The sequence below is a fragment of the Pannonibacter phragmitetus DSM 14782 genome, from assembly GCF_000382365.1.
Lineage (GTDB): Bacteria > Pseudomonadota > Alphaproteobacteria > Rhizobiales > Stappiaceae > Pannonibacter > Pannonibacter phragmitetus.
Map to the genome: position 1 here is coordinate 23,228 of NZ_KB908236.1, position 19,152 is coordinate 42,379.

The 19,152-nt window shown below is 63.4% G+C and carries 17 protein-coding genes and 1 riboswitch; of the genes, 11 read left to right on the forward strand and 6 right to left on the reverse strand.

Translation table 11 applies throughout. The annotated features are described in order from the left end of the window. The first annotated feature begins 18 nt into the window (after positions 1–18). From H163_RS0120680 to H163_RS0120690, 3 genes are all read left to right on the forward strand, one after another. Positions 19–1,650 (forward strand): AMP-binding protein, encoded by a 1,632-nt coding sequence (locus H163_RS0120680; RefSeq protein WP_019966529.1) that lies wholly within the window; start codon positions 19–21, stop codon positions 1,648–1,650. Positions 1,651–1,653: 3 nt separating this feature from the next. After that, the gene (locus H163_RS0120685; RefSeq protein ID WP_019966530.1) at positions 1,654–2,826 is read left to right on the forward strand and encodes a response regulator; all 1,173 of its coding nucleotides are present in this window, start codon (positions 1,654–1,656) and stop codon (positions 2,824–2,826) included. A 93-nt stretch (positions 2,827–2,919) separates the two neighbouring features. Continuing rightward, positions 2,920–3,594 (forward strand): DsbA family oxidoreductase, encoded by a 675-nt coding sequence (locus tag H163_RS0120690; protein WP_019966531.1) that lies wholly within the window; start codon positions 2,920–2,922, stop codon positions 3,592–3,594. A gap of 48 nt (positions 3,595–3,642) precedes the next feature. Here H163_RS0120690 and H163_RS0120695 read toward each other — a convergent pair whose 3' ends face one another. The 4 genes from H163_RS0120695 to H163_RS24860 all read right to left on the reverse strand — a co-directional run bounded on the left by H163_RS0120695 (position 3,643) and on the right by H163_RS24860 (position 9,212). Continuing rightward, complete coding sequence (locus H163_RS0120695; protein WP_019966532.1) at positions 3,643–5,172, reverse strand: Ppx/GppA phosphatase family protein; 1,530 nt, start codon at positions 5,170–5,172, stop codon at positions 3,643–3,645. Next, on the reverse strand, positions 5,165–7,297 hold the full coding sequence (locus H163_RS23355; protein ID WP_019966533.1) for an RNA degradosome polyphosphate kinase: 2,133 nt from the start codon (positions 7,295–7,297) through the stop codon (positions 5,165–5,167). The genes H163_RS0120695 and H163_RS23355 overlap by 8 nt, the downstream gene beginning before the upstream one ends. Positions 7,298–7,419: 122 nt before the next feature. After that, the gene (locus tag H163_RS24855; RefSeq protein WP_019966534.1) at positions 7,420–8,100 is read right to left on the reverse strand and encodes a P-loop NTPase family protein; all 681 of its coding nucleotides are present in this window, start codon (positions 8,098–8,100) and stop codon (positions 7,420–7,422) included. 20 nt (positions 8,101–8,120) lie between these two features. Beyond that, on the reverse strand, positions 8,121–9,212 hold the full coding sequence (locus H163_RS24860) for an AI-2E family transporter (protein WP_019966535.1): 1,092 nt from the start codon (positions 9,210–9,212) through the stop codon (positions 8,121–8,123). Positions 9,213–9,443: 231 nt separating this feature from the next. Here H163_RS24860 and purM point away from each other — a divergent pair, with 231 nt between their 5' ends. Beyond that, on the forward strand, positions 9,444–10,532 hold the full coding sequence (gene purM / locus H163_RS0120715) for a phosphoribosylformylglycinamidine cyclo-ligase (RefSeq protein WP_019966536.1): 1,089 nt from the start codon (positions 9,444–9,446) through the stop codon (positions 10,530–10,532). Further along, a complete protein-coding gene (gene purN, locus H163_RS0120720; protein ID WP_019966537.1) occupies positions 10,529–11,191 on the forward strand; it encodes a phosphoribosylglycinamide formyltransferase in 663 nt (220 codons plus the stop codon). Before purM ends, purN begins: the two co-directional genes overlap by 4 nt. Positions 11,192–11,194: 3 nt before the next feature. On the opposite strand, the gene H163_RS0120725 is transcribed toward purN, so the two are convergent. Beyond that, the gene (locus H163_RS0120725) at positions 11,195–12,619 is read right to left on the reverse strand and encodes an amidase (protein WP_019966538.1); all 1,425 of its coding nucleotides are present in this window, start codon (positions 12,617–12,619) and stop codon (positions 11,195–11,197) included. Positions 12,620–12,987: 368 nt separating this feature from the next. On the opposite strand from H163_RS0120725, the gene H163_RS23360 reads away from it, so the two are divergent. Genes H163_RS23360 through H163_RS0120745 form a run of 4 tightly spaced genes read left to right on the forward strand, consistent with a single transcriptional unit; the run spans position 12,988 to position 14,409 of the window. After that, the gene (locus H163_RS23360) at positions 12,988–13,332 is read left to right on the forward strand and encodes a hypothetical protein (RefSeq protein WP_040679396.1); all 345 of its coding nucleotides are present in this window, start codon (positions 12,988–12,990) and stop codon (positions 13,330–13,332) included. A 23-nt stretch (positions 13,333–13,355) separates the two neighbouring features. Next, complete coding sequence (locus tag H163_RS0120735) at positions 13,356–13,691, forward strand: hypothetical protein (protein ID WP_019966540.1); 336 nt, start codon at positions 13,356–13,358, stop codon at positions 13,689–13,691. A 32-nt stretch (positions 13,692–13,723) separates the two neighbouring features. After that, entirely contained in the window at positions 13,724–14,056 is a 333-nt protein-coding gene (locus tag H163_RS23365; RefSeq protein ID WP_019966541.1) for a hypothetical protein, read from the forward strand. Positions 14,057–14,067: 11 nt separating this feature from the next. After that, positions 14,068–14,409: a hypothetical protein gene (locus H163_RS0120745; protein WP_040679398.1), complete on the forward strand. Its 342-nt coding sequence runs from the start codon at positions 14,068–14,070 to the stop codon at positions 14,407–14,409. Between the two features lie 55 nt (positions 14,410–14,464). On the opposite strand, the gene H163_RS0120750 is transcribed toward H163_RS0120745, so the two are convergent. Further along, the gene (locus H163_RS0120750; protein ID WP_019966543.1) at positions 14,465–15,145 is read right to left on the reverse strand and encodes an energy-coupling factor ABC transporter permease; all 681 of its coding nucleotides are present in this window, start codon (positions 15,143–15,145) and stop codon (positions 14,465–14,467) included. A gap of 47 nt (positions 15,146–15,192) precedes the next feature. Next, a riboswitch (cobalamin riboswitch) is annotated at positions 15,193–15,412 on the reverse strand. A gap of 270 nt (positions 15,413–15,682) precedes the next feature. Here H163_RS0120750 and H163_RS0120755 point away from each other — a divergent pair. Continuing rightward, the gene (locus tag H163_RS0120755) at positions 15,683–16,843 is read left to right on the forward strand and encodes a hypothetical protein (protein WP_019966544.1); all 1,161 of its coding nucleotides are present in this window, start codon (positions 15,683–15,685) and stop codon (positions 16,841–16,843) included. Between the two features lie 125 nt (positions 16,844–16,968). Further along, entirely contained in the window at positions 16,969–19,140 is a 2,172-nt protein-coding gene (locus H163_RS0120760) for a hypothetical protein (protein WP_026356135.1), read from the forward strand. Positions 19,141–19,152 lie beyond the last annotated feature (12 nt).

Below are 19,152 nucleotides of genomic sequence, written 5' to 3' on the forward strand. Positions count from 1 at the left end.
CGGCAAGGGACCAGGATCATGATTACAACGCCTGCAGACTCCATCGAACGCAACCGCCTCAGCGCTTTCTGGGGCCGCGTGACGCTCGACGAGATCTTCCGCAAGACGGCTGCCGCCAATCCGGACCGGCTCGCCCTCGTGGACGCGCCCGACCGTTCCTCCTGGACCGGCGGCGAGGCCCGCCAGCTGACCTACGGCCAGGCCGAGCGGGAGATCCAGAAGCTCGCCGCCTTCTACGCCGCCGTTGGCCTGTCCACAGACCATGTGATCGGCATTCAGGCGCCGAACACGGTGGACACGGTGATTGCCTTTCTGGCCGCGCTCAGGGCCGGGCTGATCGTCTCGCCCCTGCCCCTGCACTGGCGGCAGAAGGACGTTCTGGAAGCGCTCAACAGCCTCGGGGCCAAGGGCCTTGTGGCGGCGGACAGGCTGGAGACGCGGCAAGTGGGCCATGCCGCCCGCGATGTGGCAGCCGAGCTGTTCAGCCTGCGTTTCGTCTTTGGTCTCGGCAAGGATATTCCGGATGGATTGATCGAACTGGGCCCCGTGCTTGCAGAGATGGGCGATGACATGCCCGCCCCGCAGCTGTCACGGCCCAATTCGGCCGAACATACGGCAACGGTCACCTGGTCGCGCAATGGCGCCGAGCCGATGCCCGTGACCCGCAGCCACAATCAGTGGATTGCCGCCGGCTTCATGCCCTATCTCGAAACACGCCTGCCGGATGGGGCCAGCATTGTTGTTCCCTATGCCTTCAGCGGCATGACGGGTGTCGGCGCCGGGATGGTGCCATGGCTCCTGTCCGGCGGCACCATGCACCTGCATCACCCCACCTCGCTGCAGCGCCTTGCGGCCCATGCCGAGGCCGTGGAAGCCGACTATGTGCTGACGCCCGGCCCGCTGGCCGAGGCGCTGGATGTGCGGCTGGGCCGCAAGTCCACCAGCATCGTTGCGTGCTGGAGCATTTCCTCGCCGCAGGCCACCACCTTCGTGCCGCGCCACCAGCTGGTGGATCTGCATGTGGCAGACGAGTTCGCGCTGGTCGCAAGGCTGCGCGGCAAATCGGCCCGCATCCATCCCATTCCGCTTGGCAGCTTCGGCGCCCCGGCCGGAACCGATGTTTCCGCCGGTGTCCTGGAGATCAAGACGGAAGGCGGCGAGAACGGCAATCCGCACAAGCTGCTGGCCCGTGGTCCGATGGTTGCCGATGCTGGCTGGAAAACCGGACGCAAGGCCGGTCCGGGTCCACTGACTGACGCGGCCGGTTTTCTCCGGACGGGCGTTTCCGTGATCCCCGTCGAGGGCGGGCTTGCCGGGTTCGGCATTCCGGGCGAACTGGCCCCCGGCGCCGGTGCGCTGGAAGGGATCGATCAGATCTACGCCGCTTATGACGAGGTGACGGAGGCTGCCGCTTTTTTGGTGGATGATCCGATCCTGGGCGCAAAGCTCCATGCGGCCCTTGTTATGCGCCCCGGCTGCTCGCCCGATGCCCGTGCCTTCTTTGCCTGGCTCGACACCGAACGGGTTGACCTCGCCAAGGTGCCCACACGTGTGCTGATGCTGCAGGCACTCCCGAGGCTGGAGGATGGCAGTGTCGACCGGCACCGGCTGGCGGCACGGCTTCAGCGCCAGGACCGGCAGGTGGCATGATCAATGGCGGCCTTTGACGGAGATGGCGACAGCGCCCTCGTCTGGCAGGGGCCTGTATGGCGTATTGGCCCGGAGCCCGTGTTTGGGGCTGGCGCTCCCGGCTGGCCGCGTGAGCTGGACCTTCTGACGGCAAGCGATGACGAGCTGACAGAGCTGCCGGCTGCCGTGGTGGTCAGGCTGGACGAGACGCTTGCCCCACTGGCGCGCCTCGCCAGAGCCGAAAGCAAGCTGCCGGTGGAGGTGCCCGCCCTGCTTCTGTGCGGTGCCGGAAGCGCTGTTGGCCTGCCGCTGCGCCGCTCCCACGGCCTTGTGGACGCGGATATCCCCGAATCAAGCCTTTTCCGGATGATCTGTTCGCGCCAGCGCGCCATTCTGCGCAGCGATGAGGCGCGCATCCGGCGCGCCGTCTTTGGCCGCGTGCCCAGCTACGGCTCCGCTCCGCATCAGCAGGGCGGCTCCAGCCTTCTGGTCGCCGGTCTTGGCCGCCGTTTCATCGAGCTCTTCGACGCCCGCGCAAGAAATGTGGATCTGATCGGCGCCCTGTCCGCCGACATGGCCGAGAACTACCTTTCCCAGCGCGCTTTCGATGCAGTGATCATCGAGGCCGGGATAGAGGACAGTCTCGATCTGGTCGAACGCATCCGCCGCGATGCCCGCTTCTCCCAGATCCCCGTGCTGGCCTTCGCCGAAGACCGGCAGGAAGTGGCCGCCCTGTTCGAGATGGGCGTCAATGACGTTCTGCATGGCGATCTGACGCGGGCGATGCTGTCGGCAAGGCTTGCCAGCGCCATACGCATGGGCAAGCGGCGGCGTCTGGCGGACCGGCTGCTGGCGGAAAGCCGCGTCTGGCTGCTGCGTCAGGCGGGCGAAGACGGGCTGCCGCAGCCGCTTTATCAGGCCTATCTGCGCCGCAGCGCCGATCAGGCGGCACTGCGTGGGCTGTTCCTTGACGAGATCCGCCTTTATCCCGGGGAAGATGCGGCCGGTATTCCGGTCACGCAGCTTGCGGGCGACCTTTCGGGCACAATCCTCTCCATCGCCGATGCCACCAGCCGGGAGGAAGACCTCATCTGCTATGTGGCGGGCCGGGGACCTGTGGCTGTGCTGAAGCATGAGCAGGCCGGACCGAGCCTGAAGCGGCGCATCAATGCCATTCTTGGGTCAACCCTTTTGTAAGCAGCGCAGCGGATATCCGTCCTGGTTGCCCTTGCGTGGCTCAACAAGTCTGTCTAGCCTGACTCTACATGAGCCCGCAGCCAGGAGGCAGCCATGGCGGATCAGCCGCCCCTTACCGTCGATGTCATCTCAGATGTCATGTGCCCCTGGTGCTACATTGGCAAACGCAGGCTGGAGAAAGCCATCCGGCAGGTGCCGGAGTTGAGCATCGAGGTGCGCTGGCACCCTTTCCAGCTCGATCCGTCGCTTCCGCGTGAAGGCAAGGACCGGGAGACCTATCTGAACGGGAAATTCGGAGGCCCAGCCAAGGCAGCCGCCATCTACCAGCGGGTGAGCGCAGCAGGCGCGGAAGAAGGCATCGCCTTCGCCTTCGACAGGATCCGCGTGTCTCCGAACACGCTTGACAGCCATCGCCTCATCCTCTGGTCCCGGGCGGACGGGCTGCAGGATGAAGTGGTGGAGCGGCTGTTCCGGGCCTATTTCATTGAAGGACGCGATCTGTCCAAAGCCTCGACACTGGTCGATATCTCGGCCGAAGCGGGCATGGAATCCGATCTCGTTGCCCAGCTTCTGGAAACGGACAGCGACCTTGCCAAGCTGCGCAGCCAGATCGAGCAGGCCGGCGGCATGGGTGTCACCGGCGTGCCCTTCTTCATCATCGACGGCCGCTTTGCGATTGCCGGAGCGGAAACCGCCGAAACGATCGCCGCCGCGCTTCTGCATGCCGACGCGACGCGCACAGCCGATGAACCGGTGACGGTGAACTGACACGTAACACCTGACTGCGGACCCGGTGCCGCAGTCAGGCCCTTTTACTCACGGCAGCGGCAGAACCTCGCCCTTGGCGCCGACCAGCTTGGCGAACTGCACCATACGCTTGCGCAGCCGCTCGCCATCCAGCATCGCCAGATCTCCCGGCAGGGTTATGGTCAGGCTGTCTTCATCCCGTTCGATCGACGTCTTGAGCAGCGAACCGGGCATTGAGGCTGAGACAAGAGAAGCCACCCGCAGCGCCGCACCCAGAATGCGGGCCCGTTCCTTCAACCGGGTCGGGGCCAGTTCGCGCAGACGCGGTGACAGGGCATCGTCAATCAGTCCCTGATGGCGGAAGAACACCGTCATTGCCAGATAGGCGCGGCCCGCATGGTCGATGCCGGCAAAGGCTGCGTTGGAAATGATGTTGAGGCTCTGCTCGCCGCGATAATCGGGGTGCGCGCGCCAGCCGATATCGGACAGAAGACAGGCTGCATGGCGCAGGCGCATCTCTTCTTCGGTTTCATCCACCCCGATCACTGGCATGAGCTGGTCGGTCCATGTGATCAGTTCCTCCGCATATTGCGGCGAACGGGCGCGCAGATGCGCCAGCTCACGGGCCGATTCCAGAAGCGGATCCTGACGGCGGATGGCAGGCGGCAGGTGCTCGTAGAGCAGCCCCTCGCGCACACCGGTGGCCGACATGACCACCCGGTCGGCCTTCATGGCCCGCAGCACCCGCTCCATCACGATGGCCCCGAAAGGCAGCAGCGCGCGGCGCTGGCGGGAGATGACGTCAATGAAGTCCAGCGTGTTGACGTCCCGGGTGGAGACCACCCGGCAGAACTCGATCGCCTCTTCCGCCGGAATGGCATAGTTGTGCATCACATGCAGCGGATAGCCCGCCTGGAAGAGATGCAGCCGGGCCAGAGAGCGCCAGGTCCCGCCGACCGCGTAGAACGTATGCCGGGCAGTGCGGGCAGGCCAGTTGGCCTTGGCCAGCGCATCGTCCACGATCTTCTGCGCGCGCGGAATACGTCCGCCAGAGGCTTCCTGCAGGCGCAGGCCGCCCAGAGGGAAGGTCTCCCCCGCGCCCGGACCGCGGGCGCCGATGCTGACCAGCTCAAGGCTGCCGCCGCCCAGATCGCCGACGACCCCATGCGGCTTCCAGAAGCCGGCCATGATGCCCAGAGCCGAGTAATAGGCCTCTTCAGGCCCGTTGAGAATGCGCACCGTCTGGCCGGTCACACGTTCCACTTCGGCAACGAAAGCCGCGCCGTTGCTGGCATCCCGGGCGGCTGCCGTTGCCAGCACATAGACCGCCTTCACGTCCAGATGGCTGCACAGGAACCGGAACCGGCTCAGCGCCGCAAGGGCCGAAGCGGTCGATTCTTCGGCAAGTTCCCCGGTGGTGGCAATGCCCCGGCCAAGGCCTGCCAGCACCTTTTCGTTGAACAGGATTGTCGGGGAGCGCGCTTCCCGTTCATAGACGACTAGGCGGACCGAATTCGATCCGATGTCGATCACTGCGACCGGCCCGCTGCCATTGAAACGGCCGCGGGCCGGAGGATGCTTTTCGCTTGAATCAGCCACGCTTTGGCCGCTCCATGAAGGGTTTAGGTCTGTCAGCATTGAGCGATTTGCCACGGCCCGAGAGTGAAGGGTTTGTCATGAAATACCGGTGGGCGTTGAAAGGTTCCTCGCCCGGTCCCGGAATGATGCGCTTGTGGGTGCCATCGGCCAGAATGCGCCAGCTCTGCTGATTGTCGCGCAGGTTGGCGACCATGATCTGGTCCAGCACCTGCTCATGCACCGTCGGCGTCAGCATGGGCGCAAGGATTTCCACGCGCCGGTCGATGTTGCGCGGCATCATGTCGGCCGAACCGATGTAGACATGCGCCTGCGGAGACGGCAGGCCATGGCCATTGCCGAAGCAGAAGATGCGGCTGTGTTCGAGGAACCGGCCGATAATGGACTTGGCGCGGATGTTCTCGGAGAGGCCCGGAATGCCGGGCCTGAGGCAGCAGATGCCGCGCACCACCAGATCGATCTGCACACCTGCCTGGCTCGCCCGGTAGAGCGCATCGATGATGCCGGCATCCACCAGCGAATTCATCTTCATCCAGATCTGCGCCGGGCGCCCTGCCCGTGCGTGTTCGATCTCGGCTTCCGTCAGTTCCATGATGCGCTTGCGCATGGTCACGGGCGAAACGGCCAGCCGCTTCAGTTCGGCAGGTTCCGCATAGCCGGTGATGTAGTTGAAGACGCGCGCCGCATCCTGACCGATTTCCGGATCGTCGGTGAAATATGACAGATCCGTGTAGATGCGCGCCGTGATCGGGTGATAGTTGCCCGTGCCGATGTGGACATAGGTTTTCAGCTCGCCATTCTCGCGGCGCACCACCATGGAGAGCTTGGCATGGGTCTTCAGCTCGATGAAGCCGAACACCACCTGCACGCCCGCCCGCTCCAGATCGCGCGCCCAGCGGATGTTGGCTTCCTCGTCGAACCGTGCCTTCAGTTCCACCAGCGCCGTGACCGACTTGCCGGCTTCGGCAGCTTCAGCCAGAGCCTTGACGATGGGCGAGTCCTTTGAGGTCCGGTAAAGCGTCTGCTTGATGGCCACAACATCCGGGTCCTGCGCCGCCTGTCGCAGGTATTGCACCACCACATCGAAGGATTCGTATGGATGGTGGACGATGATGTCCTTCTGAACGATGGAGGCGAGGCAATCGCCGCCATGTTCGCGGATGCGCTCGGGGAAGCGCGGTGTGTAGGGTGTGAACTTCAGGTCGTCCCGGTCCATGGCGACCAGCTGGGACAGGTTGTCCAGCGCCAGCAGGCCATCCACCAGGAAAATCTCGTTGTCCGTCACGCCAAGCGCATTGGCGACGAACGCCCTGAGCGAGGCCGGGGCATTGGCATCGATCTCGAGCCGGATCACCGAGCCGCGGCGGCGGCGCTTGAGGGCGGATTCGAACAGGCGGACCAGATCCTCCGCCTCTTCCTCGATTTCAAGATCGCTGTCACGGATGACCCGGAAGGTGCCCTTGCCGCGAATCTCGTAGCCAGGGAACAGGCGGCCGATGAAGAGCCCGATCACCTTCTCGATGGTGATGTAACGGACCTCACCCTCGCCCTGCCCCAGATCCGGCAAGCGGACGAAACGGTCGATATGGGCAGGCAGGCGGATCAGCGCCGTCATGCCGCGCCCGCCCTTCACCGGCACCAGCTCGAACACCAGCGAGAAGCCCAGATTCGGAATGAAGGGGAACGGATGCGCCGGATCGATCGCCAGCGGCGTCAGCACCGGGAAGATATGGGCGAGGAAATGGCCTTCCAGCCAGTCGCGTTCCGCCTCAGCGAGGTCCGTCGCCAGCAGAATGCGGATGCCGGCGCCGACCAGCTCCGAACGGATCTGCCGCCACAGGCGCTGCTGCTCGCTCTGCAGGCGCTGGCAGGCCGTGCCGATCTTCTCCAGCTGTTCGGCCGGTGTCAGGCCATCGTCGGAGCGCTGGCTCACATCCGCGCGCAGCTGCCCCCTGAGGCCCGCGACACGTACCATGAAAAATTCATCGAGATTGTTCGCCGAGATCGACAGGAAGCGCAGGCGCTCCAGCAGCGGGTGATCCTTGTTGATGGATTCCTCAAGCACCCGGTGATTGAACTGCAGCCAGGAGAGTTCCCGGTTCATGAACCGGGCCGGCGACTGCATCATCTGCTCCACCGCCGCAGGATCAACAGCATTCTGCTGAGGTACAGGCTGGGCGCCCTCTACTTGAGGTGCTGCCGGTGTCTCTTCCCTGTCAACCAAAGTGCTGCTCCCGTTTCAATTTGTTCTCAGGCGCTGCCTGTCTGCCGCTCAAGCACCTTGCCCGCAAGGCTGCGGGTGATGCGGCTGCCTGCGGCCAGCGCCTCGGCGTCCAGCGCGGCCACCAGACGGCCGGCAACGCCAAGCGAGCGTTCCATGCGCACGACAAGATAGTCCACCACCCCTTGGTCAATGGCAACCTGCCGGTCGGCAAAGAGCTTCACAAGGACACAGCGCAAAAGCCCGTCATCCGGCTCCAGAATTTCCACAGGTGTCGCAGCCCTGAGGCGCGAGACCAGATCCGGCAGCGTCAGCGGCCAGCTTGATGGCCAGGTGCGGCTGGTGATGAGAAGGCTTGCCCCCGCCTGCCGCGCCGCATTGATGAGATGGAACAGCGCCGTCTCGTCAAAGCCCCGGTGGGCATCCTCGACAGCGACAGCCCCGGCAGCTACGAGATCCGCCACCTTTTCAGAGGTGAGATCACGGGCCTGAATGACCACTGCACCCGACAGCGCCCGCCAGATTTCCACCAGATGCGTCTTGCCGCTGCCCACGGGACCAGCCAGCACGGTGACGGGCGCAGGCCAGTCAGGCCAGGACTCGATCATCTCCAGTGCGGCATGATTGGCCTCGCCTTCCAGGAAATCATCCCGGCTCAGTGCCTGCTCATGCGGCAGGATCAGGGGTAGCTGGCGCGGTGTGTCAGCCATGGTCTCTCAGGCTTTGAACTCTACTCGTCAGATGCTCCGGGTCCCTCCGGAACGCCCGTATCCTTGTACAGGGCACTGGCTAGGTACTGCCTCAGCGCGAAGCGCGCAAGCACGCCCACCATTGCAGCTGCCGGAACAGCCACAAGCATACCGACAAATCCAAAGAGATATCCAAAGGCAAACAGGGCAAACATCAGCCACACCGGATGCAGGCCGACACTGCTGCCCACCAGTTTCGGCTGCAGGATGTTGCCTTCCAGAAACTGCCCCACGCCAAAGACGGCGGCCACGGCGGCAATCCAGTGCCAGTCGGGCCAGAACTGCACCAGCGCCACAGACATGGAGGCAATGAAGCCGAGCGCTGCGCCGACGAAGGGAATGAAGCTGACGAGCCCGGCAGCAATGCCGATCAGCAGCCCGAAATTGAGCCCCAGCATCACCAGCGACACCGCATAGAAGAGGCCCAGCAGCAGGCAAACGGACACCTGCCCGCGCACGAAACCGGCCACGGCGCTGTCCATTTCACGTGCAAGGCCCCGGATGGTTTCCAGATGCTGGCGCGGCAGCCAGCTGTCGATGCGCTCGATCATGTTGTCCCAGTCGAGCAACATGTAGAAGGCCACCACGGGCGTAATCACGAAGAGCGAGAGGATCGACATCAGCGCCTGACCGCCGCTCCAGACGGATTTCAGCACACCGCCAATCCAGCTTGCTGCCTTGCCCATGATGTCGCCGAGGGAGGATTGCAGATCCTCGACCCGCAGGCCGCTGAACTTGGTAATCCGGTCACCCAGCTGCTGGGTCAGCAGATCCTGAAGGGAGCGTACAAGGCCAGGCAGCTTGTCGACAAATCCCAGCATCTGATTGCCGAGAACCGGCACCAGCAGCACCAGAACGATCACCAGAACGACGACAAACAGCAGCAGAATCATCAGCGTGGCCGCCAGCCGGCTGAGGCCCCGGCGCTCGAACCAGTCGGCCACCGGGTCCAGCAGATAGGCCAGCGCCATGCCGGCCACGAAGGGCAGCAGAACCGCGCTGAACAGCATCATGAACAGGATGAAGACCACAAGGGACAGAAGCCAGAACTGGACCTGCCGGCGTAAGGTCATGATGCAACTCCGTTCCGCACCGCAACAATGAGCATATGAGCGCGATAGGGACAGTTTCAGGCCGCAAGGTCAAGCCGGAAGCTGCCAGCCACCTCCCTTGGCAGATGCCGTCCACGGCTCATGCAGGCGCAATTGGCGGTTTTTCGTGATGTGCAGCCTCTCAGCCGTTGCAAGGCGGCCGAAAATCGGGCATTGCGCTGGCAAACCGCAACCGGCACGGAGACTTGACCCATGAGCGCGCAGGACAGCCAGGGGAAGAACGGCCTCACCTATTCCCAGTCAGGCGTCGATATTGACGCAGGCAACGCTCTGGTCAAGCGCATCGCGCCGCTGGTCAAGGCCACCGCCCGCTCCGGCGCGGACAGCGCCATCGGCGGCTTCGGCGGCATCTTCGACCTGAAAGCCGCAGGCTTCTCCGACCCGCTGCTGGTTGCCGCCAATGACGGCGTCGGCACCAAGCTGAAGGTCGCCATCGACACCGGCTGCCATGACACCGTGGGCATCGATCTTGTTGCCATGTGCGTCAATGATCTGGTCGTTCAGGGCGCCGAGCCGCTGTTCTTCCTCGACTATTACGCAACCGGCGCGCTGGATGTCGACACGGCAACCTCTGTTGTCGGCGGCATTGCGGAAGGCTGCAAGATCGCCGGCTGCGCGCTGATCGGCGGCGAAACGGCGGAAATGCCGGGCATGTATGGCAAGGGCGACTATGACCTTGCAGGCTTCGCGGTTGGCGCCGTCGAGCGCGATGGCCTGCTGCCGCGCCCTGACGTTCAGGAAGGCGATGTTCTCCTCGCCCTCGCCTCTTCCGGTGTGCATTCCAACGGCTATTCGCTCGTCCGCAAGATCGTCGAGGTCTCCGGCCTCACCTATGAGAATGCGGCCCCCTTCGCGGATGGCCGCAAGCTGGGCGAAGCCCTGATGACGCCGACGCGCATCTATGTGAAGCCGCTGCTGGCGGCACTCAAGGCCACCTCCGGCATCAAGGCGCTGGCCCATATCACCGGCGGCGGCCTGCCGGAAAACCTGCCGCGCGTGCTGCCGAAGGGCACCAATGCGCGCATCGATCTGTCCGCCGTTTCCGTTCCCCCGGTCTTCGGCTGGCTCGCCGCCACCGGCAATGTCGCCGAAAAGGAAATGCTGCGCACCTTCAACTGCGGCGCCGGCATGGTCGTGGTCGTTTCTGCTGACAGCGTTGAGGCCGTGAAGGCAGCCCTTGAAGCCGAAGGCGAGACCGTTGCCATCATCGGCCGAATGGAAGCCGGTGCCGAAGGCGAAAGCGAAGTCGTCTTCGACAATCACCTCAGCATTTTCGCATGACCGTGAGCCGAAAGCGCACCGCCGTTCTGATTTCGGGCCGGGGCAGCAACATGCTGTCGCTGATCGAGGCTGCGAAGGACCCTGCCTATCCGGCAGAGATCGTCCTCGTTGTCTCAAACCGGCCGGATGCAGGCGGCATTGCCCGGGCGGAGAGCTTTGGCATTCCGGCCAAGGTTCTCGATCACAAGACCTTTGGCCGTGACCGGGAAGCCTTCGAGCGCGCGCTGGACGCCATGCTGGTGGCAGAAGGCATCGAACTGGTGGTGCTCGCCGGTTTCATGCGGCTGATGACGCCCTGGTTCGTGGAGCGCTGGAACGGGCGGATGATCAACATCCACCCTGCCCTGCTGCCGTCCTTCAAGGGCCTTCACACCCACGAGCGTGCGCTGGAAGCGGGCGTGCGCCTGCATGGCGCGACCGTGCATTTCGTCTCGCCCGGCATGGACGAAGGCGCCATCATTGCGCAGGGCGCCGTACCCGTGCTGTCCGGCGACACACCAGAAGCACTGGGCGCAAGGGTGCTGACCGTCGAGCACCAGATCTATCCGCAGGCGCTGGCGCTGGTTGCCTCCGGTCAGATGCAGCTGGAAGATGGCAAGGCCGTCTGCCGCGCTGCGGCTGAGAATGCCGAAGGCCGCCTCATAGCGCCGCGCTGGTAGTCGTCACAACTCCAGCCCGCCCGTCCCGATCCCCGCCGCTTCCTCATAGGCCAGCGCAAATTCCAGTGTCTGCCGGTCCGCCCGTGGCGCGCCGATGAGCTGCACGCCGGCCGGCAATCCGCCTGACCCAAAACCTGCAGGGACGGCAGCCACGGGGAGGCCCGCCAGCGTCGGGCCAATGACCACTTCCATCCAGCGGTGATAGGTGTCCATCGTCCGCCCTCCGATCTCACTGGGCCAGGGCAGATTGACATCGAAGGGAAACACCTGCGCTGACGGCAGGATCAGGAAGTCGTAAGTCTCGAACATGCGCCGCATCACGCCGTGCCAGCTGGTGCGCACCACGGAAGCGGTGTGAATGTCTGCCGCGCTCTTGCTCAGGGCCTGCTCGAATTCGTAATGCATCTGGGCGTTGAGCTTCGAGCGTGCCTCCGGCTTGTCGTAGAACCCGCGCAGGCCATGAGCGACGGAGAAGCTGCGCAAGGTCAGCCAGCAGTCCCACAGCTTTGCAAAGTCGAATGGCGGCGTCACCTCCACCACCTCGCAGCCCATGGCGGACAGCACATCCAGCGCCTTTCGGCAGACCTCAAGCACGCCCGGCTCAAACGGCAGATAGCCGCCCATATCCCCCAGCCAGGCAACCTTTCTGCCCGTGAGATTGGCAGCTCCGCGCAAGCTCAGGTCTTCATCGGCGAGCGACAGCGGGTCAACCGGATCATATCCGGCCTGCGTTTCCAGAAGACGCGCCATGTCGGCCACCGTGCGCCCCATGGGGCCGTTGATTCCAAGCTGGCTGAAGAACAGATCCGGGCTCTTGCCGTTCGGCACCCGGCCAAAGCTGGGGCGGAAACCGTAGACATTGTTGAACCCGGCCGGATTGCGCAGCGAGCCCATCATGTCGGAGCCATCGGCCACCGGCAGCAGCCTTGCGGCCAGGGCCGCAGCCGCGCCGCCGCTGGAGCCCCCGGCACTGCGCGCCGGATCATGCGGATTGCGTGTCGCCCCATGCACCGGATTGCGGGTGTGTGAGCCCAGCCCGAACTCGGGCGTATTGGTCTTGCCAATGAAAATGGCCCCCGCCGCCCGCACCCGCGCCACATGGATGGAATCAGCCGGGGACACATAGCCGGGGAACAGGGGCGAGCCCCATGAGCATGGCAGGCCCTTCACCTCCGCCAGATCCTTCACCGCCTGCGGCATTCCGTGCATCCAGCCGCGCGAGTGCCCGTCCGCCAGCTCCCGGTCGCACGCGCGCGCCTCTTCCAGCAGTTCTCTTGCAGGCCGCAGATAAATGAGCGCGTTGATCAGCGGATTGATCCGCCCGATCCGCTCCAGATAGGCCTCCATCACGGAAACGCAGGAGATCTGCCGTTGATGGATGGCAGCGGAAAGCTGGACGGCGGAAAGCGTTGTAATGCTGGTCTGCATGATGGTTCGGCGGCTCCTGATGCGTTGTGCGCCTGCGCGGGGGCAGCCAATCGTCGTCCATTCCGGCGGCACTTGTCGAGGCCATGATTGCGGCAAAAAACCGGCAAGCGAACTGCGGCAGGATTTGGAACTTTTCAGGTCCAATCACCATCAGCCGTCAGCCATGCAATAGAAAAGAAACATCAGGAACAGGGCACGCCGCATGTAACGCGTGACCGGATTTTCCGGAATTTCTTTTCATCTCCTGATACTTCTGCGAGTTCCGCAGATATTCAGGCGGACACTACGAACTTTCGAACCTAAATGCTTGTCTGCTGTGTCAGCATCGAACGCTGGCAGCTGCAAGCGGAAAGATAAAGGCCATTCACATGACCAGTTCAACAGACCCGATGGCTCGCGTCCGCCTGCATGTTGAGGAAGCGCTGCTGGCGAAGGCTGGCGAAGATGCCGCCTTCCGCGCCCTTCTGCTGAGCGATCCGCGCGCTGCCCTGAAGCAGCTGCTTGGCGTGGACCCGATCCCCTCGCTCAAGATCCGCGTCATCGAGGAACAGGCTGGCGAGGTCACCCTCGTCCTGCCCCGCGCGATTTCGCAGAACGATCTGCCGGAAGAATTGCCGGATGAGCTTCTCGATTTTGCCTCTGGCGGCAATGCCAAGGAGTGCTGGTGGAAGTTCAACCAGTGGGCCTACAAGCAGGACTGGCTGCCCAAATAACGCAATCCGGCAAGGAGAACAGCATGTCTCATCTCACAGACACCATGGCATCCGCCCGCGCCCACATCGAGGCTGCGCTGATCGAAAAGGCCACGTCTGACGCAGCCTTCTGCGAGCTGCTGAAGAGCAATCCGCATGCCGCCCTGCGTGAGCTGCTCGGCAATGATCCGATCCCGTCGCTGAAGATCACCGTGGTGGAAGAGCGGGCTGGCGAAGTCACGCTCGTTCTGCCCCGCAAGATCGCTCAGGACGAGCTGCCGGACGAGCTGCTTGATTACGCCTCAGGCGGTAACGCGCAGGAATGCTGGAACCAGTTCAAGAACGACTGGCTCTTCGGCCGGTTCGACAAGAAGAAGTAACCACTTATCACTTGATCAGAAAGGACATTCAGATGACGTCCATGACAGATGCCGTTGCCGGCGCCCGTGCCCACATCGAGGCTGCGCTCGTTGCCAGGGCGACCTCCGACACGGCCTTCCGCGAGCTGCTGAAGAGCAACCCGCATGCCGCTATCCGCGAGATGTTCGGCAGTGATCCGATCCCCTCGATGAAGATCAGCGTCGTCGAGGAAGAGGCCGGCGAAGTGCTTCTCGTGCTGCCGCGCTCCATCGCCGAAGACGAGCTGCCGGATGAGCTGCTCGATTATGCCTCCGGTGGCAGCCTCGACAAGTGCCTGCGTGACATCGGCTTCTTCACGCCGATCGAAGGCCGCGGCCTGTTCTGAGGATGACAATCATGAGCGAAATCATTGCCTATCCATTCGAAAAGGCCCGCGCCCTGCTGGAGGCCGAACTTCGGAGCAAGGCACAGTCAGACACAGCCTTCCGAGCTGCGCTTCTGAGCGATCCGCACGCAGCACTCCTGGATCTGCTCGGCACGGATCCGGTGCCCAGCCTTGCGATCCGCGTTCTGGAAGAAGCCGCAGGAGAGATCGTGCTGGTGCTGCCGCGCAGGATCGAAGCAGATGAACTGCCGGACGAGCTGCTCGATTACGCCTCCGGCGGCGCCTACAAAGGCTGCAAGGGCGACGGCTGGACCCAGGACAAGCTGAGCCGCATCGGCATCGATCCTTTTTGATCAGATCATTTGCATGGAGGCCGGGAGTTCCCCGGCCTCTTTTCATGCCAAAGGTTCAGCCCGCCACATGAAGCCTTGCGTTGAACAGCGGGCTCCGGCTGAGGTGCTTCAGAGCCTTTGCGCCCGCCAGCACGCCGAGATCCACCAGCGGCTCCAGAATGATCACGGTCATATAGGCCGCACCGAAGCTGGCCACGTCCGCCAGGTTCTCCGCAGAAAAGCCGTGGCCGTAGATGGCCCAGAAGGCCACCCAGGCAACAATGCCGCCCTGATAGGCGGTGGAAAGCGCCAGCGCCTGCGAGTACTTCAAGTCCACATAAGGCGTCGACGGCGCAATGATTCGCTTTGCCAGCAGGCTGATGCCAAAGAGCGGCACCAGCAGCGTGGTGACATTCATGCCATACTGCGGCAGGTCGAAGGGTGCAAAGAACAGCCCCTGCATCAGCAGACCGGCCGCCAGACCGATGGCAGCAGCCCCTGCCCCGAACAGCAGCAGCAGGGTCGAGCCGAGAATCAGATGCACCTCGGACACGCCCACGGGGTGATGCGGCAGCACCTCGAAGAAGCAGAACACGAGCGCAGCCGTCATGATGCTGCGCAGGAGAAGCGGAATGGCACCGCCATTGGTCCGCAGATCGTCAATTGCGAGTTTTGCCGCAAGCCCGAAAGCCGCTGCCGCCGTGCCGTAACTCAGGATGATCTTCGCGCCTTCAACGACGCCTTCCTCGATATGCATGCTCGTTCCTTTCTGCGCCCGCCGCGCATGGGACTGGGTGGGGCTTTGCGCCCGGTCATGTGATGGACAGGTATCCTGGCTCACGGTTCACCGCTTCGCCTGCCTTCCCAGCCTGTGGGCCAGTGGCATCGGGGCGTCGCTCGCCGTTTACAGTTGCGGGGGCAGCCGGGGAATCAGGCCTTGCCTCACATGCAAGCCCTTCACCCCGTTCCCTGATTTTTGCCGCAGCAGACCTCGTCTGTGCGGCCCATCAGCGGCACTCTAGCTCACACGGAAACAATGCCAAAGCATTTGTGCGGGCTTGCAAGGCTTCCACACACCGGCAAAAAGTATGAGCCTGCGGCGTCAAAGCGCCCTGAAATTGCCCGCTTTGACAGATCATTTCACAAAGCCGTTATGCCGGAGTAGTTTAACCTGCCTCACGGACGGTCATGTTCCGGCCAAAGACCTGTGTGTGACGCAGGTCACGGACCCGGATGGCAAGGTTGGGACATGGTTCCGGCGGTTTAGATTTCAGTTCTCAATCTGGAGCTTCAAATGCGATCCTTTCTGATGCGCGGTGTCAGCGCTTCTGTCATGACTCTGGTGCTGGCCCACGGCGCACTGGCCTTCGAAGCGACCGGCAATGACATTGCCGATGCTTTCCTGACCCGTCTTGAAGCCGGGGAAGTGAAGGTCGTGTCGGTCGGCGGCGTATCGGAGGATGGCAGCGAGGTCACCATCGAAGACGTTGCCCTCGAAGGCAAGACGCCGGAGGACGGCGCGGGCTCCATTGGCGTCATCACGCTGACCAACGGTGAGGTGCAGGCTGACGGCACCATGACGCTCGACGGGCTCGCCCTCGAGGAAGCCTATCTGGAAGACAAGACGGGCACGGCCGTTTCCGTCGCATCCTTTGTTGCCAGTGAAGTGGTCCTGCCCCCGGCCGACGGCTCCAAGGCCTTCGAGGATGTGGCCGATTACAAGAGCATCGAGGCCGAAGGCATCGAGATTACGGAAGGCGACACCACAAAGGCGCGCCTGGAATCGGCCTATGCCGCCATCAACAGCCGCGAAGACAAACTGCCGACCGCAGGCGAACTGAGCCTTTCCGGCCTGACCATGGCCGTTTCGGAGATGGATGCTTCCTCGGCAAAGCAGCTGACCGATCTTGGCTATGAGACCATCAGCGCCGATCTGACGACCGACTTCAAGTGGGACCCGGTGACTGGGATTCTGGACCTGCAGAAGCTGGACATCACCGCTGCCGATATGGGTGGTGTTGCCCTGGCCGTGCAGATCGGCGGCTTCACCAAGGAAGTGGCCGAAAAGCTCTCCGCCGCCAAGGACAACAGCGACGAAGCCATGGCCATCCTTCAGGGGCTGACCGTCAACTCCATGCGCCTGCGTTTCGACAACGGCTCCATCGTTGACCGTCTGCTGGACCAGCAGGCCAAGGCTGCCGGTTCGGATCGCACTGCTGTCGTGGGCCAGCTCAAGACCGGCCTGCCGATGATGCTCGCCCTGCTGCAGAACCCGGAGTTCCAGGCCAAGGTGGCGACGGCTGCAGCCGAGTTCCTCGACAACCCCGTGTCGCTGCAGGCTGACGCCAAGCCGTCTGCACCGGTCTCCATCGCGCAGATCTTCGGAACGGCCGTGATGGCACCGCAGGGCCTGCCGCAGATCCTCGGGATCGACGTAACTGCCAACAAGAAGTAAGCGCCGTCCGAGGTTCCTGCATCCTGCGATGGAACCTTGGACCGGACGCTGAATTCTGAACCAGCCAGCGCGGCGGTTTGACTGAACTGCCGCGCTTTGCATTTTCACAAAAAGGAGGCCAAGCCTTGTTGCCGAACCCGATCTTCACCCGCTTCAGCGCCCGCACTGCCACGGTGGTGCTGGTCATGTCGCTGCCCTCGCACGCTTTTGCCAACCAGGCCAGCGTGCTGGTGGACCGCTGGATGGCGGATTTCACCAGCATGGGGGCTTCCGTAGCCAGCTACGAACGCGCCGAAGATGGTGCAACCGGCAACGATGTCACGATCCACGGGGTCAAGATCGAGTTCGCGATTCCGCTGCCTGGCGGCGAGGACAAGCTGGACGTGAAGCTGGACATTGACGCCGTTTCCTTCGAGGGTCTGACTGAGACGGACAAGGGCTACGAGGCCGCCAAGATTTCCGTGCCGGGAACTGCCCGTGCAGACATCGAGATCCCCGGCAAGTATTTTGACACCGCCAGCACCGGCCAGACGATGCTTGAGATCCCCGGCCCCGAAGACGAGACCGCAGATGCACCGGCCGAAGGCGAGTCTGGCGAAACGCAGGAAAGTGCCGAAGCTCCCGAGGCCGCCGCACCGGAGGCAAAGCCTGCCGAACCGGTGAAGATCACCCTCAGCCAGACCGGCTATGAGGCTGAAGGCATGGCCTGGAGCCGCATCCCTGATGTGCCGGAAGATCCGCAGCGCCCGGTGACGCGTTACTTCGACATTGCCCGCACCCTGCTGGACGGCAAGGGCGACCGCTATCACATCGAGACGATGACACTGGAGATGACCGGCCCGGACGGCATGAACCAGAAGACCGTCTACGAAGACTATGCGATGACCGGGTACAAGGACTTCCGGATCGGCGAGTATTCGGTCGGCAAGACGGTCCAGACCCAGGACTTCATGCCCCTTGAACCCGGCGGCCAGATGGCCCAGATGACCATGACAATCGGCAAGCAGGTGGTGAAGGACATCGACTTCATGCCGCTGCTGACCCTGATCGGCCAGGGCTCCGACCCAAGCCGCTTGACCATCATGGGCAGCCAGACAGTTGAAGAGATGACCGTCAACGTCGCCGGCGTCGACGTCAAGATCGACAGCATCACCGCCGACCCCATGAGCATCACCAAGGCGGAAGTTCTTCCCATCTGGCCGTATATTGACCAGCTGGCGCTTGATGAATCTGCTGCCGGCACCGACGCGGCCGGTGAGGCTGCCGTTGCATCGCTTCGGTTCTTCAAGGCCGATGGCATGGCGGTCAATGGCGTCAGCTTCACTGCCCCCAGCGTCAGCGGCGCTCTCGACAAGTTCGAGATGAAGGACATCAGCAGCGAAGGCCTCGGCCTCTTTGCCTTTGACGGCTTCAAGCTGGACACCGATCAGGGCGCGCAGTCCGTCTCTGTCAATCTGGGGCGCATTGCGGTCGGCGACATCGACTTCCCCCTGATGGACGCACTGATCCGCACCACACAGCTCAGCTCGCACGGGGTGGAACCTTCGGTTCAGGACATCCTCGACGCCCGTCCGATCATCGGTCTGGCAGAAGTGCTGAATGTTTCGGTCAAGGCCGCTGCACTGGGTGACGGCCCGATCGAGCTTGAAACCTACCGCCAGACGGAAACGAAGCACATCAACCGCATTCCGACCGAGGCTGGCCTCGTGATCAAGGGTCTGCGCTTCCCGGTGGCGATTGTTCCGGATCCGCAGTTCCAGGACCTCGCCTCGCGTCTCAACATCTCCGAAGTGGTCATCGACCAGAACTTCGAGATGAACTGGGATGAAGCCACGGGTGATCTGACGCTGAAGGACCTGAGCCTTGAGATGAAGGACGGCGGCAAGATCCACATGACCTTCACCATCGGCGGGATCCCGAAGGACGTCTTCGAGAACCCGGAACTGGCGCAGATGGCGCTGGCAACCGCCAGCATCAAGTCCGGCCGCATCGAAGCGGAAAACCTCGCCGTTCTCTCCGCTTTCATCGGTGCGCAGGCTGACCAGTCCGGCCTGACCCAGGAAGAGCTCGCCGCAGGTCTGGTCGACATGATGGCACAGGACATGGGCCCGCTCACCGGCACCCGCTTCGGCGAGGAACTGCTGGAGGCAGCCCGCACCTTCGCGGCCGATCCGAAGAACCTCGTAATCGAAATGGCCCCGAAGGCACCGGTCCCGGTCACCCAGCTTTTGGGCGCAGGCGCCACCGCTCCGCAGACCCTTCCGGACCTGCTGGGCGCAAGCGCCACGGCAGAGTAATCCCCCTTCCCC